Source organism: Actinomyces sp. Marseille-P3109 (assembly GCF_900323545.1).
Classification (GTDB): Bacteria; Actinomycetota; Actinomycetes; order Actinomycetales; family Actinomycetaceae; genus Actinomyces.
The window spans coordinates 1,645,447-1,658,795 of sequence record NZ_OOHN01000008.1 but is presented as its reverse complement, the minus strand read 5'-3'; the positions used below and the strand labels follow the sequence as shown (position 1 = coordinate 1,658,795).

Annotated in this window: 13 protein-coding genes; 6 read left to right on the top strand and 7 right to left on the bottom strand. The window is 67.7% G+C overall.

What is annotated here, in order from left to right:
• Complete coding sequence (locus tag BQ8008_RS07355) at positions 1-2,304, bottom strand: hypothetical protein (protein WP_108833444.1); 2,304 nt, start codon at positions 2,302-2,304, stop codon at positions 1-3.
• A 317-nt stretch (positions 2,305-2,621) separates the two neighbouring features.
• Here BQ8008_RS07355 and BQ8008_RS07350 point away from each other — a divergent pair, with 317 nt between their 5' ends.
• Genes BQ8008_RS07350 through BQ8008_RS07340 form a run of 3 tightly spaced genes read left to right on the top strand, consistent with a single transcriptional unit; the run spans position 2,622 to position 4,575 of the window.
• The gene (locus BQ8008_RS07350; RefSeq protein ID WP_108833443.1) at positions 2,622-3,017 is read left to right on the top strand and encodes a GntR family transcriptional regulator; all 396 of its coding nucleotides are present in this window, start codon (positions 2,622-2,624) and stop codon (positions 3,015-3,017) included.
• Positions 3,014-3,760, top strand: coding sequence for an ABC transporter ATP-binding protein (locus tag BQ8008_RS07345; protein WP_108833442.1), 747 nt, complete (start codon positions 3,014-3,016; stop codon positions 3,758-3,760). The genes BQ8008_RS07350 and BQ8008_RS07345 overlap by 4 nt, the downstream gene beginning before the upstream one ends.
• The gene (locus tag BQ8008_RS07340) at positions 3,760-4,575 is read left to right on the top strand and encodes a hypothetical protein (protein ID WP_108833441.1); all 816 of its coding nucleotides are present in this window, start codon (positions 3,760-3,762) and stop codon (positions 4,573-4,575) included. The genes BQ8008_RS07345 and BQ8008_RS07340 overlap by 1 nt, the downstream gene beginning before the upstream one ends.
• Positions 4,576-4,621: 46 nt before the next feature.
• Here BQ8008_RS07340 and BQ8008_RS07335 read toward each other — a convergent pair whose 3' ends face one another.
• Positions 4,622-4,930: an AbrB/MazE/SpoVT family DNA-binding domain-containing protein gene (locus BQ8008_RS07335; protein ID WP_108833440.1), complete on the bottom strand. Its 309-nt coding sequence runs from the start codon at positions 4,928-4,930 to the stop codon at positions 4,622-4,624.
• A 108-nt stretch (positions 4,931-5,038) separates the two neighbouring features.
• Complete coding sequence (mnmA, locus tag BQ8008_RS07330; protein ID WP_108833439.1) at positions 5,039-6,226, bottom strand: tRNA 2-thiouridine(34) synthase MnmA; 1,188 nt, start codon at positions 6,224-6,226, stop codon at positions 5,039-5,041.
• A gap of 285 nt (positions 6,227-6,511) precedes the next feature.
• Here mnmA and BQ8008_RS07325 point away from each other — a divergent pair, with 285 nt between their 5' ends.
• Positions 6,512-6,718 (top strand): hypothetical protein, encoded by a 207-nt coding sequence (locus BQ8008_RS07325; protein WP_199907954.1) that lies wholly within the window; start codon positions 6,512-6,514, stop codon positions 6,716-6,718.
• A 48-nt stretch (positions 6,719-6,766) separates the two neighbouring features.
• Positions 6,767-7,063, top strand: a complete 297-nt coding sequence (locus tag BQ8008_RS07320; protein ID WP_108833438.1) for a hypothetical protein — start codon at positions 6,767-6,769, stop codon at positions 7,061-7,063.
• Positions 7,064-7,396: 333 nt separating this feature from the next.
• Here BQ8008_RS07320 and BQ8008_RS07315 read toward each other — a convergent pair whose 3' ends face one another.
• The 4 genes from BQ8008_RS07315 to BQ8008_RS07300 all read right to left on the bottom strand — a co-directional run bounded on the left by BQ8008_RS07315 (position 7,397) and on the right by BQ8008_RS07300 (position 11,945).
• Positions 7,397-8,383: a DUF418 domain-containing protein gene (locus BQ8008_RS07315; RefSeq protein ID WP_108833437.1), complete on the bottom strand. Its 987-nt coding sequence runs from the start codon at positions 8,381-8,383 to the stop codon at positions 7,397-7,399.
• A 114-nt stretch (positions 8,384-8,497) separates the two neighbouring features.
• Positions 8,498-9,196, bottom strand: a complete 699-nt coding sequence (locus tag BQ8008_RS07310; protein ID WP_108833436.1) for a response regulator transcription factor — start codon at positions 9,194-9,196, stop codon at positions 8,498-8,500.
• A 1-nt stretch (position 9,197) separates the two neighbouring features.
• Entirely contained in the window at positions 9,198-10,568 is a 1,371-nt protein-coding gene (locus BQ8008_RS07305; protein ID WP_108833435.1) for a sensor histidine kinase, read from the bottom strand.
• Between the two features lie 141 nt (positions 10,569-10,709).
• Entirely contained in the window at positions 10,710-11,945 is a 1,236-nt protein-coding gene (locus BQ8008_RS07300; RefSeq protein ID WP_108833434.1) for a cysteine desulfurase family protein, read from the bottom strand.
• 161 nt (positions 11,946-12,106) lie between these two features.
• On the opposite strand from BQ8008_RS07300, the gene BQ8008_RS07295 reads away from it, so the two are divergent.
• Positions 12,107-13,084, top strand: coding sequence for a sugar-binding transcriptional regulator (locus BQ8008_RS07295; protein ID WP_108833433.1), 978 nt, complete (start codon positions 12,107-12,109; stop codon positions 13,082-13,084).
• Positions 13,085-13,349 lie beyond the last annotated feature (265 nt).

Below are 13,349 nucleotides of genomic sequence, written 5' to 3'. Positions count from 1 at the left end.
TCAGCTGCTCCGGTGTCCCAGTCCGGTGACCTTGAAGCCCTCCTCACTTGGAGTGATGATGAGCCAGGCCCCGTACTCGAGCTGGGAGGTGCGGGTGGGAACAGGCTGCATCCAGGGCTTGGACTGATCCTCCGAGGTGATCGGGCAGAGGATCGACCCCGGCGCCAGGTCCTCAGCGATCACCATTGACGCGAACGTCGAGTTCTTGGGGCCCGCCAGCATGCAGGTGGCCACCTTGCCTCCCTTGGGCAGGTAGGCGCTGCGTGCTGTGGCGTCACCTGCCTGCGTGGAGCCGGCCGGCTGATCCAGGGAGGAGAGCACCGCGGGGTCGACCTGGTCGGTGACCTTGTTGTCCTCCTTGGCGGCCAAGGCGTCGTAGACGGTCTGAACCTTGACCAGCGACGGGCGGTGGATGTCCTGGGTCGGAAGGTGGTAAACGACGTCGAACAGCTCCAGGGAGTCACCGTCCCACTGAGCGGCGACAACGGCTGTTCCCGAACCGGTGCAGGCCTTGCAGTCCATGTCTCCGGCGACCATGAACTGAGGCATGTTGAAGAGCGCGGTTCCGCCCACGACGCGCAGGTTCTCCATATGCGTTGCCGGGGTGTAACCGATCTCGTTGGCGCCCTCCATGATGAGGGAACCGACCATCTGCTTGTCCCCGTCGTAGGCGGCCATGACGTCGAAGGCCGCAGGGGTGCCGCTGTTGCACTCCAGAACCGCGACCGTCACCGGGGAGGAGCCGAAGAATCCCGGTTGCGCCTCCTTCAGCGCGACGGTGGAGTTGCTTCCGCCAAGACCGTTGGCCCCCGCCCCGGTTGCGGTTCCATCGGAGAAGGTGACGCCGGTCTTCTCATCCTTCATCTTCTCGGCCACCTGCGCCTTCGTTGTGCCTCGGACCACGGAGGCGAATCCGTCCGCACAGACGGTCGGGATGTCGAGGGTGGCGCTGCCCAGGTCCTCAAGGCTGGGAGCGGGCGTGGCCGTGGAGGTCGGGGTCGAGGTCGGCAGCGCCGTGGTGCGGGTCGAGCTCGAGCCGGAGTCGAAGGCCAGGACTGACGTCGTCGAGCCGTTGAAGACCACGACGTAGCCGTCACCGGCCGCCCAGGAGGTCACCGGGGAGGAGACCTGCCAGATCGCGGTGCCGTCGATCGGGTCGAGGGCGCGCAGCGAGTCGGGGTGGGCCATGACGATGGCGCCCTTGCTCATCTGCCAGCGTGGCGGTGTATCGCTTCCCAGGCCGTTGAGGGCGCCCGCACCATCGGGCAGCTTGTTCGACCACAGCACGGTGCTGCCATCGAGGGCGGCCACACTGACTCCGTCGCTGACGACCCAGACCTCGCGGCTCGACGGCAGTTTGACGCCGACGATCTTGCGGGGTGCCTCAACCCTGGCCGCCCATACCGGCTTGGTGCCGTCGAGGGTCAGTCCGGAGACCTTGTCCTTGTTGACGCTCACGGTGCCGTCCTCGCTGACGGACAGCGGCACGTCGGCAGTGGGCGCGTGACCCAGTCGCACCGAGGTGGGTGCTGATGACGAGGTCGGGGCATCCGATGCCGAAGGTGCGACGGAGCCGGTGGAGGAGGTCGTCGTGGAGGCATCGGGAGACGGGACGGTGGATGCGGTGGAGGAGGCCTCCGAGGCGCGCTCAGGAGAAGCATCAGCGGACGGTGCTGTCGATGAGGTCGGATCACCGGCCGACGCGCGGGAGTCGCCCGGCTCCTGCGAGGGGGAGGTCGTGAGCTCGGCGGCCGAGAACGTTGACGGCTTGGCGGGGCTGTTGATCCCGGAGGCCAGGTCGATGCTGATCCGCTCTCCGCAGTCGAGGGTCTTGGTGCTCATCGTGCAGTTGAGGTTCTGTCCCGCCAGCTCGTCGGGGACGGGGGCCTGCCAGGCGGCGTGGGAGGCCGAGGAACTCAGGCTCAGGGCCACCAGGGTCTCGCGGCGGTCCGCGATCACCCGCAGGATCATCAGCTGCTTGTTGACCAGGGCCGTTGTGCCGCTGGAGTCGAAAGAACCCGACGTGGGCTCCTGGCCGAGGTTGGACAGGTCCTGCTGCGCCTTGAGGATCGGGGCCTTGACCAATGAGAGCGGGTCGGAGCCGCGCGTCAGCGCCCAGAGGCCTCCTGTGCCGAGCGCGAGAACCAGGGCGATGACGACGCCGAGGATGATCAGACGTCCCTTGCCGCGTCGTGCGGGCGTTGGTGGAGCGATGGGAACGGAGCCGGCTCCAGAAGGTGTGGTTGGGGATGGGGATTCAGGGGAGTGGGATGTGGGTGAAGGAGATTCGGAAGACGGAGACATGGGCACAGCGTAGAAGGAAACGAGCCGAACGAAAGGCGAAATAGATGATCGATCAACTGGTGGATATTCAGCAATCACTTTTCTTGGTAATTCTCAGGGGAATATTTGTTCTTTTTTGTTTCTCGGCTCGGAGGGCGTCTGCTGCTCGTGCGGCTGCATGTCGCGTGCGCTCGAGTCGGTGCGGCAGGTCGGGGGTGATCCGACTTGACGTCGCTATCCGTCTGTGTCACTGTATTAGTGCAGTAATACAGACGGTCTGATGAGGTCGCCTGTGCTGCGCTCATGAGCAGTACCCGTCCCCGAGCACCAGGAGAGCCATGGATCTCGACGACTCCCGTCCGATCTGGGTCCAGCTGGCCGATGACTTCCGCCGTCGGATCGTCTCCGGCCAGTGGCCCCCGGGCTCCAAGATCCCCAGCGTGCGCGAGCTCGCTGCGGACACCGGAGTCAACCCCAACACCGTCCAGCGAGCACTGGGCGCGCTGGACGGTGAGGGGCTCACCGCAACAGAACGCACCGCCGGACGCTTCGTCACCACGAGGGCGAGCACCATCGACTCTGTTCGTCGGAGCCTGGCCTCGGGGGCCACGGACGCCTACATCGACACCCTCACCGCCATCGGCATGGACCTGGACCAAACCACGGCGCTCCTCACCGAGCGCTGGTGGGCTCCGGACCGCCAGGGCCGCCAGACAACAGGAGATGCGTCATGAGCGCACAGACCCTCAGCAAACCCACCACTATTCCCTCTCTCGACGGCGCCGAACCACTCGTTGTCGTCGAGAACCTCACCAAGACCTTCCAGGGGCGGCCCGCGCTGGACTGGCTGAGCCTCGAGCTCCCGCCCGGGCGGATCGTCGGCCTCATGGGCTCCAACGGATCGGGCAAGACCACCCTGCTCAAGATCCTGGCCGGAGTCCTGGCCGACTACGACGGCCGGGTCCGAATCGCCGGGCACGATCCCGGGCCCGAGTCCAAGGCGCTCGTCTCCTTCCTGCCGGATACGAACTTCCTGGCCACCAACCTGACCGTCCCGGCCGCCATCGCCCAGTACCGGCGGTTCTTCGCGGACTTCGACTCAGGCAAGGCCGCCGAGCTCGTGCGCTTCTTCAACCTGCCGACCGACCGCACCCTGAAGGAGATGAGCAAGGGCATGGGGGAGAAGCTGCGCGTCAGCCTGGCCATGTCGCGCCGGGCCCGCGTCTACCTCCTCGATGAGCCCATCTCCGGCGTCGATCCCGCCGCCCGCGACGTCATCCTCAGCGGCATTCTGCGCGACTTCGACTCCGAGGCGCTCATGCTCATCTCCACCCACCTCATTGCCGATGTCGAGTCCATCATCGACTCCGTCGTCTTCCTCAAGGACGGCCGTCTGCTGCTGGCAGGCGACGCCGACGATCTGCGCCAGGACCGCGGTATGAGCCTGGACGCCCTGTTCCGGAAGGAGTACCGCTGATGTTCGCCACACTACTCAGGGAAGAGGTCCGTACCCAGGCTCGGCGCAATGCCGGAGCCGTGGGGATCGTGGCGGTCATCGCCGTCGGCTTCACGCTCCTGAGCCTGCTCGACCTTCCCGCGGTCTCCTCGCTGCTGCTTGCGGGCGCGTTGGCGGCTCTCGGGGCCATGCCCGCCGTCGTGAGCGTCCAGGTCGGTATCGAGTACTGGGCCTCCATGTACGGTGCCCGCGGCTACCTCACCATGAGCCTGCCGGTGAGGGGGCGCGTGATCTTCGCTGCCAAGACGCTGTACGCCGTCATCGCCGGGCTGGTGTCGGCCGCGGTGGCCGCGCTCCTCGGCGTCGGCTGGCTCGCTACCTACGTGCACCTGCGCGGTACCACGCTGGAGGAGCTTCTTCAGGCGGTACGTCAGATGATCAGCATGGTGGGAGCCGGCATACTCGTCTTCTACGGGCTGGCCGTGGTTGGGGGCGCCGTCGTGACGATCATCGAGGTCGCAGCGGTGATGAGCATTGGAGCGCAGGGTCGCTGGAACCGCCTCGGCTTCGGGGCGCCCGCAGTCGGCTTCGTCATTCTCTACGCGGTCAACCAGATCGTGTCTCTGGTCGCCGCGCTGCTGCTGCCGCTGTCGCTGGATCTGACCAGCGGGCGGATCGTCACACGCATGATGCTTCCGCAGTTCATCGAGGCCGTCCAATTGGACCAGGAACCGCAACTGGTGGGAATCGGTTCCGTCGTGGTGGCGCCGATCCTGGCCGCGATCCTGGCCTGGTGGGCGGTGCGCGCGATCGAGCGGCACACCTGCCTGCGCTGAACAGGGGCTGCAGGAGCCCGGTGCCCGGGCGCCCGGGGTGCGGTGACTATGCCGTGGCCCCGGGCGTCGCTGTATCGCCGGTCTTGGGCGCGGCCGCGTCGAAGGCGGCAGCGACGACGTCGGCATAGTCGGCCGGGTTCACCAGGGCGATTCCATGGGTGCGGTCCGCCAGAAGGAGCAGGTTGTCCCCCGGGGCCAGGTCGAAGATGTCCCGGACCTCCTTGGGGATGACGATCTGCGACTTGGGACCGAGCTTGACGGTGGCGATGTAGCGCTCCGGATCCTGGGCGGGGAGATCAGGCGGGGAGCCGGGCTGTGTGTCCGACGGAGAATCGGCGGGCGTCTCGGCTGGCATGCTGGAGGATCCCTTTCCTGCTGGTTCTGCTGGGCGCCGGGGGTGTCTCAACCCTAGCCCTTTTGCGCAGCGACGGCGCGACGGGAAACCGAGGATTGGAGCCTGATTTCAGGCGACGGCACGACTGGGGGCCTGCGCGGAGGCGACGGTCGCCTGGGCGAGGACCTGGTCGCCGTCGGCGCCTCCGTAGATGACCAGGCTCTGGCCGGCGGCGACGCCTCGTAAGGGGGCGGCCAGCTCGGCGTGCAGGAGGCCCTGTGCCTCATCAACGCGGACTTGCGCCGGGACCGGGCGACCGTGGGCGCGCACCTGGACACCGGCCTCCTGCCAGCCGACGGCGGGGGAGCCTCCGAGGTCGGAGTTGTCGCCAGTCAGACCACCGGCGAGCGGCTCGGGATCGGCCAGCAGGACGAGTCCGTCACCGTCGACCGTGGTGCGGCTGAGCAGCTCCTCGGGGCCGACGACGACCTCATTGGTGGCCGGGCGGGTCTCGATGACGTAGCGCGGACGTCCGTCGTCCGCCGGGCGGGACAGGCCCAGGCCCTTGCGCTGACCGACGGTGAAGCCGAAGTAGCCCTGGTGGGTTCCCAGCACCTCGCCGTCGGGCGAGACCATGGAGCCCTCGTGGGCGCCGAGCGAGCGGGTGAGGAAACCGCGCGTGTCGCCGTCGGCCACGAAGCAGATGTCGTAGGAGTCCGGCTTGGAGGCCACCGGCAGGCCGCGGGCCTCGGCCTCGGCGCGCACCTGCGCCTTGGAGGGCGCGTCGCCCAGCGGGAAGAGAGCCCGGGCCAGCCCCTCGCGGCCGGAGACCGCCAGGACGTAGGACTGGTCCTTGGCGGTGTCGACGGCGCGGCGCAGTATGAGGCCGTTGGTGTCCCCGGGGCGGCCGGAGGATGCGCCGCCGCTCAGGCGCGCGTAGTGTCCGGTGGCGACGGCGTCGAAGCCCAGGGCCAGACCGCGCTCCAGGAGGGCGTCGAACTTGACGCGCTCGTTGCAGCGCACGCACGGGTTGGGGGTGCGCCCGGCGCGGTACTCATCGAGGAAGTCGGCCACGACGCGCTCCTCGAACTCCTCGGACAGGTCCCACACGTAGAAGGGGATGCCCAGGATCTGGGCGGCCCAGCGGGCGTCGGCGGAGTCCTCGATGGAGCAGCAGCCGCGTGAGCCCGTGCGGGTCTGGGCGCGGTTGCGGGTCAGGGCCATGTGAACGCCCACGACCTCGTGGCCGGCGTCGACGGCGCGCGCCGCGGCGACGGCGGAGTCGACTCCGCCGGACAGGGCGGCCAGGACGCGCACGAGGGTCTCCTTCAGGCAGGCGGGTAGCTGTTGCTACAGCCGTGGCAGGCTACCGCAGGTCGACCGCGACGGGGCAACCGGGAGAATCCAGGAGACGTTGTGGTTCCCGGCATAGGGTGATACCGAGGAAGGAGCGGTCATGACTGACGAGTACACTACTGATGCCCGCAGTTTCGCCCAGCCCTTGCGCGATCAGTGCCGATGCTCGGCGTTCTTCATTATCCGTCGAGGAGCACAAACGTGTTCCCAGCATGGTGGGCGGACACGAGGCGGTAGAGCCCGAACATGTTCCAGCAGTGCCTGGACAACGGCATCATGCCGTTCATCGTGCTCGACTCGAAGGCCTTCTACTACCGGGGCCTGAGCGAGTACGAGCAGGAGCCGGGATTCCTGCGAGAGACCTTCAGATCCCTCCAGGACGACTACGATCGCTTCGCCAGACTCGTTGAGGTAGTGGGCACGAGGAGTGAAGGGTTATTGCTCCGGGGGTAGTTGTCCGTGTCAGAGTTTTCATGCCTGTTCGTTCACGAAGGAGCTGCAATGTCTGATATCTGGTTATTTTTCTTGGCCATTACTGCCATGCTGCTGCTCGTCTGGAGGCTGGCAAACGGCCATGAGCGCCCGATGACGAAGCGTGAGCAGGAACGAATGTTCTTCCGACAGGCTTACGGTCTGTCGATCGATCGCATGCTCTCGGAGACCCCGCTGGATCGTGCCGAGGTGCGGCGCCTGCGCGACTCCGGGAGAGGAGTCGGGCGTGCGCGCGCCATCAGTTACGTACGAAAATGGGACCCCGTCCCTCAGGAGATCGCCGCTCAGTTCGTCGATCGCGTGTGAGCCCCCGGACCCGTGAACAGATAGTCGGCCGAATGGCGCCGTTGCGCTGCTGTTGAGGGCCGATCAACGGGTGGCGAACTCGTCACCGGCACGAATGAGGTCTCTGAGCCAACCGCTCTGCGCGGCCTCCATCGTCTTGACGACGACGTGGTGGTTCCACTTGTTCGCGCTGATCTGGCCGACGCGATGGAAGCGCTGATCCTCCAGGGGCGGTCTCTTCGTTGTTCTCCTGCATGGAAGAACGTCGGGATCCCGAGATACGGAGGGCGGGGTCTACATTTCCCCGGTCGTCGGTAACCGAGCGTACCCGTGTGGGCCTGACTGATTGTCAGGCTACTGTGACTGCTGGCGCTGCAGCGGAATCCTCCGCCACCAGGTGATGCTGCGCCACGCCCACTCCAGGGGGCCGTAGGCGAACCGGGAGAGCCAAAGACGGCAGAACACCCATTGGATAGGCAGAACCGTGGCAGCGACAATGAGGCCGGGGATGACGTCGTGGGTGGAGCGTGAATCGAGCAGCACTCCCGCCGGTACCATGACGAAGGAAGCGGTGACGTAGCAGGTCAGCGCCATGCGGCCCAGGGGCTCGAATACCGCGCTCAGGGCCCGCCGCACCGGGGTGCGCCAGAGCAGCGCCAGAAGGGAGATGTAGAGGCAGGCCATGAGGCCACCGGCAATACCTCCTGGCGTGGAGAACCTGGGATCACCGCCCTCGGCGGCCTGCCAGGGGATCGCGGCCGCGCTGGCGGCTGCGAATACGAGCGTCGCCGCCCCGATCCGACGGTCGGCGTGCTCGAGCCGTGCCGGAAGGCCGTAGGCCTGGGCCGCCGATCCCAGAAGGAACAGCCCGGGCAGCGATAGTGCCCCTCCTCCTGTGAATGCGTAGGCGCCGACCGTCGCCAGCAGACCGAGTACCAGACGCACGGAGCGCGGGACCTTGAGGGCGAATGGCAGGAGGATGGCTCCCGCAACCGCGTAGTCGCGCAGGATCTCACCGGGATAGAGGATCGAGTGGAGTAGCCCAATCACCAAAAGCGCGGCCAGGCGGCGCAGCAGGATTTTCCAGGCGGGGGCGCCCCGGCGGATCGCGGAATCGATGACGAACCCCATGCTCATTCCGAACATGAAGGAGAAGATCGGTACGAAGCGGGTCGCCACCAGGAAGTTCAGGACGTTCTCCGCCAACGGGACGGCTTGGAAGGGCTGGACCGGGGTGTCATACCCCAGGCACATGAGATCGGCGGCATTGACGAGGAGAATGCCCACGATGGCGAAGCCGCGTAAGGAATCAAGGAAATGGAATCGGGTGCTGGTGCTCATGGAATCGACCGTAGAGCCCGACGGAGGTCATCGTGTCCGGTGGGGGCCAGTTTCCACCCGAGGTTGGAAGGTATGAGATCGATTTCCAACTGGGGGACGTGCAGCCGGTGCGTCTCATTCACCCACGCGCACGAGCCCGCTCTCGTAGGCCAGCACAATGAGCTGGGCACGGTCCCGCAGTTCCAGCTTGTGCAGGATTCGATTGAGATGGGACTTGACCGTCGACTCGGCCAGGACGAGGTGCTGCGCGATCTCGGCGTTGCTCATCGCGCGTCCCACCAGGGTGACGATCTCCTTCTCCCGATCAGTCAGTGCACCGATGGAGCCGACGTAGGTTGAGACAGCATCGTGCTCCGAGGAACCACCGGGAGTACTGGGAACAATAGGGGGTAACCATCGATTCAGCAACCGGCGTGTGGCCGATGGCGCCACCACCGAGTCTCCTCGGGCCACGGCGCGGATCCCGGCCAAGAGCTCGGGCGCCGTCGTGTCCTTGAGCAGGAATCCCGAGGCTCCGGCCCGCATTGCTGCCACGAGATAGTCGTCCAAGTCGAAGGTGGTCAGGATGAGCACCTTGAGGTCGGGGCCGGTACCCAGAACTGCACGAGTGGCGGAGATGCCGTCCAAGGTGGGCATCCTGATATCCATGAGGACGATATCGGGGTGAGTGGCCTTGACCATGTCCAGCGCGCCGACGCCGTCGGAGGCCTGACCGACCACACACATGTCCTTCTGGGCATCGAGAATCATACGGAAGCCGGAACGGACCAGGTCCTGATCGTCCACCAGCGCGATGCGCAGTGGTCGGGTCATATCAGCTCACCTCCGAGAATGTGAACGTCGACTGCGAGGCTTCGGTGGGAATACGGGCACGCACGATGAATCCCCCATCGGGGTCGGGGCCCGCCTGAAGGGACCCTCCGACCGCTGCCAGGCGTTGGCGCAGGTTCACCAGCCCCTGGCCTCCGCCGGTGACTGCCGGTATCGCCTCAGGCGAGAGGTGAATGCCGACCAGCGGGGGAGAGGTCCCACTACTGGCCGTGCCGGGGTGATCGGTAATGGTCAGGACCACGTCCTTGTTGGGCGCGTTGTCACGGTACTCCAGCCTTACCTCGGCCGTGGCGGCCTTCGCGTGCTTGAGTATGTTGGTCAAGGACTCCTGCGCTGTCCGGTAGAGGGCGAGCTGCGCCTGCGCGCTGAGCAGACTGTGGTCTCCCGTCTGCTCGTCCTCACTGATCATCCGGTCGTCCACTGACAGGGTGACTGGCAGTCCGGTCGCGCGGACGTCGTCAACGAGTTCGGGAAGATCGGCGATCCTCGGGACTGGGTGCAGCGGTTTCTCAGTGATTGGAGAGGCGGGTCGGGCACCGTCAGGCTCAGCGGAATCCGCAATGCCTGGTGGTCCTCCCGGTTGTGGAGGGGAGGCTAGGGTCTGGGTGAGACCGCGGGTGTCGGCCAGCGCCGAGCGCGCTGTCGCCCGGATCTGCCCGAGCGCCTGGGCCGCTTGTTCCAGTCGCTCCGTGGCTGAAACATCGATGTCCTCCGAGCCGGTCGCCAGGTAGTGACCCGCTTCGGCCTGCACGGCGATCAGCGCCAGGGAGTGTCCGACAACATCGTGAACCTCCCGGGCGATCTCGTTGCGCAGTGCGGCGTCGTGCGCCGCCTGGCGCTGCTTCTCCGTGGCCAGACGGCTGGCCCTCAGCTGGCGGCGTTGCGTCATCAAGCTGCCCAGGCCCCAGGAGACGGCGGCGATGCACAGCTGCGCGAAGATCGCCTGTGCCATGTCCTGAGCCCACAGGGAGGTTGGGACGATGCCCAGTTCATCCTGGTTCCAGTCCCATGCGCCCAGTGCCGCGCCGACGACGACGGCCGCCGCCCATGCAGGTGTGAACTCGCGTCTACCCCACCGACCGACCGCGTAGAAGGACACGGTGGCCGCGAGGTCCGCTGGAACCGGGGAATCGACGACGCCCAGCTGAAGTGCGCACAGGACAAGGTGGGCGCCGAGGACGGCATCGGAGTGCTCGCGGCACCAGCGCAGGACGATGAAGGCCAGGGCTGCGCCCGCTGTGATGCCCCAGGAACCGGTGACGGACCAGGTGCCCGCGATCGAGACAAGTCCCAGGGCTACGGCGCCCAGGACCTGCGCGCAGCGGATCACAACGCGTTTGTTCTGCCTGAGCATGTCCCCACTATGACAGAGAGCACCGGCCTGTTTTGCGCTTTCTCCAGGACGATGACAGCGACCGCCTCCTCAGGCTCGTCAAGAGGCTATTGGAGGCAAGAGGGCTGGATGCCTCAAAGAGGGGAACGGATGCCCGGATAATCACCCTTCACGATGCAGCCTGTGCGTCACCTTCCAGGCGTGTCCGGCACTCTCCAGGGCGGCGGGCAGGGCGGTGAGTAGGCGCTCGACGTCGTCGGGGCTCGTGTCCTGGCCCAGGGAGCAGCGCAGCGTGGAGCGGGCCGGCCCCTCCTCGAAGCCCATCGCCAGGAGCACATGGCTCGGCTGGGCGACCCCGGCGTGGCAGGCCGATCCCGCTGATGCGTCGATCCCCGCCAGGTCCAGGGCCATGAGCAGTGCCTCGGCGTCGGTCTCCTCGAACCACAGGTGCGCCGTTGAGGCCACATGATCGGCGTCCTCGGGCAGCGTGGCGTGAACCCCCCGAAGCGCCCCGGCACCCTCCAGGAGCCGGCGCCGCAGCACCGCCAGCCTGGCCTCCTGCTCCTGCTGTTCGGCCACTGCCAGCTCCACCGCCAGGGCCAGCGCGCGGGCCGCCACCACGTCCTGCGTGCCCGAGCGGATACCCCGCTCCTGACGGCCCCCGCCCGTGGCCGGCGTCAGCACCAGGTCGCGGCGAGCCACCAGTGCCCCCACGCCCACCGGCGCCCCCAGCTTGTGGCCCGTCAGGCTCATCGCATCCAGGCCCCAGCCGTGGAAGTCCACGGGAACCTTCCCCAGGGCCGCGACGGCGTCGGAGTGAACGGGCACGTAGCCGGCCTCGTCGGGGCGTTCGGCCCCGCTCGCCTCCCGCACGCCCGCCACCAGCGCCGCCATGTCCTGAACCACGCCGGTCTCGTTGTTGGCCGTCATGACCGAGACCAGGGAAGCGGGGGAGTGGTCGGCGTCGGCTGTGGGCATCACCGCCCGGGCCACCGAGTCGAGCACCACCCGTCCGGCGGCATCGACCTCCAGCAGGCTCAGCTCCGCGCCCAGCTCGGCCGCGGCGGTACGCGCGGAGTCCAGGACCGCCGGGTGCTCGATCGGCGAGACCACCAGCCGCCCGCCCGGCACCGCACGCGCCCGGCCCGAGACCACCAGGGCATCGGCCTCCGTCCCGCCGGAGGTCAGCAGCACCTCGTGCGCATCCACCCCCAGGGCGCTGGCCAGCCGGGCGCGAGCCTCAGCCAGCAGCGCCCCTGCCCACCGGCCCGCAGTGTGCTGCGCGCTCGGATTCGCCCAGCCGCCGAGCCCACTGGCCAGATCCTCGGCGACCTGCTGGGCCACCTCGGGACGGACCGGGGACGTGGCGGCGTGATCAAGATAGGTGCGCGCGGGCATGCCTCCACCCTAGTTGCACATCTTCGGATCGGGGGCTGACGGGATCATGCGGACAACTCGGGGTTGGCCGGCCAGAACCCGCCTGGAGATGCGCAGCGGGGCAGGGGCGGGCCATTAGGCTGGGCGGGCTGGAGCAGGGCACCGAGCGCGGGGAGGCAGACATGACGGCATATGCGCCGGGGCTGTCGGCCAAGGAGGTCCAGGCCCTGGATGCGGCCAAGCTCTACTACGCCGGGCTCAGCCAGCAGGAGGTCGCCCAGCGCCTGCACGTCTCACGGCCCACCGTCTCCAAGCTGCTGGCCTACGCCCGCCGGCGCGGCTTCGTGCGCATCGAGATCCACGACCCCCGCGAGCAGGATCCCATGCTCCTGGATACCCTGCGCGAGCGTTTCGATCTGCTCGACGTCCGGCTGGTCAGCCCCGTCGGCCCGGGGGAGGACCTGCTGCGCGCCGCCCTGGGCCGGGAGGGCGCCCGCCTGCTGTCCTCCCTGGTCCGTGACGGGGATCGCATTGGGGCCGTGGGTTCACGCACTCTGGTCGAGCTCGCCCGATCCCTGGAACCCGTGCACCGTCACCACGTCGAGCTCATCCAGATGGCTCGCGGCCTGCTGCCCGCCGAGCGGGGGCTCGATGAGGAGGCCTGCCTCGTGCGGATGGCGCAGGCCTTCGACGCCCACCTCCACCTCCTGGACATGCCGCTGGTGCTGGGGAGCATCGCCGAGCGCAACGACCTGCACCGCACACCCCGGGGGCGCCGCGTCATGGAGATGGTCGACCAGGCGCGCATCGCGCTGTTCACCGTGGGGGAGATCCACTCCGACCTCCAGCACCTGGGGCACGAGGTGCTCAGCGCCGTCGAGCGCGAGGCCCTCATCGAGCGCGGCGCCGGGGACCTGTGCTCGCACTTCATCGACGTCCACGGCCGGATCTGCCTGCCCGACCTCACCCACCGCACCACCGGCATCACCCTGGCCGAGCTGCGCAGCAAGGAGCAGAGGATCCTCGTGGCCGGGGGCGAGGCCAAGGCGCCGGTGATGCGGGCGGCCCTGGCCAACGGCTATGTCAACCGGCTCATCACCGACGTCTCCGCCGCACGCGGCGTCCTGGAGATCGACGACGCCCTGGCTCCCCAGCAGTGAGCCTGCCGGCCGCCGGCGGGCGCCCGCGACCGCGGGCACATATGTTCCAAGTGAGCACCTCTGCGCCAGAACCCCACCCCTTGCGGCACCTTCAGGTCGATCTTTCGCTGCAATAGCAACAAAGTGTCCGCGGAACATTCGTTCACCGGGGGCTCGTGCCGGCCCCCGGCGGATTGCTACCTTCCCCTTACGGTTCCCATCACGCCCGGCAGCGCAGAAGGCGCCGCTGGGGCGGCGTCATCGGCGTCATCGAGGCGCTGCTGTG

Bases quoted from the DNA above. Each gene is read 5' to 3' on its own strand.
- BQ8008_RS07325 (WP_199907954.1), top strand. From the start codon at position 6,512: ATGTTCCAGCAGTGCCTGGACAACGGCATCATGCCGTTCATCGTGCTC.
- BQ8008_RS07300 (WP_108833434.1), bottom strand. From the start codon at position 11,945: ATGCCCGCGCGCACCTATCTTGATCACGCCGCCACGTCCCCGGTCCGT.
- BQ8008_RS07355 (WP_108833444.1), bottom strand. From the start codon at position 2,304: ATGTCTCCGTCTTCCGAATCTCCTTCACCCACATCCCACTCCCCTGAA.
- BQ8008_RS07320 (WP_108833438.1), top strand. From the start codon at position 6,767: ATGTCTGATATCTGGTTATTTTTCTTGGCCATTACTGCCATGCTGCTG.
- BQ8008_RS07305 (WP_108833435.1), bottom strand. From the start codon at position 10,568: ATGCTCAGGCAGAACAAACGCGTTGTGATCCGCTGCGCGCAGGTCCTG.
- BQ8008_RS07315 (WP_108833437.1), bottom strand. From the start codon at position 8,383: ATGAGCACCAGCACCCGATTCCATTTCCTTGATTCCTTACGCGGCTTC.
- BQ8008_RS07310 (WP_108833436.1), bottom strand. From the start codon at position 9,196: ATGACCCGACCACTGCGCATCGCGCTGGTGGACGATCAGGACCTGGTC.
- BQ8008_RS07350 (WP_108833443.1), top strand. From the start codon at position 2,622: ATGGATCTCGACGACTCCCGTCCGATCTGGGTCCAGCTGGCCGATGAC.
- BQ8008_RS07335 (WP_108833440.1), bottom strand. From the start codon at position 4,930: ATGCCAGCCGAGACGCCCGCCGATTCTCCGTCGGACACACAGCCCGGC.
- BQ8008_RS07345 (WP_108833442.1), top strand. From the start codon at position 3,014: ATGAGCGCACAGACCCTCAGCAAACCCACCACTATTCCCTCTCTCGAC.
- BQ8008_RS07340 (WP_108833441.1), top strand. From the start codon at position 3,760: ATGTTCGCCACACTACTCAGGGAAGAGGTCCGTACCCAGGCTCGGCGC.
- BQ8008_RS07295 (WP_108833433.1), top strand. From the start codon at position 12,107: ATGACGGCATATGCGCCGGGGCTGTCGGCCAAGGAGGTCCAGGCCCTG.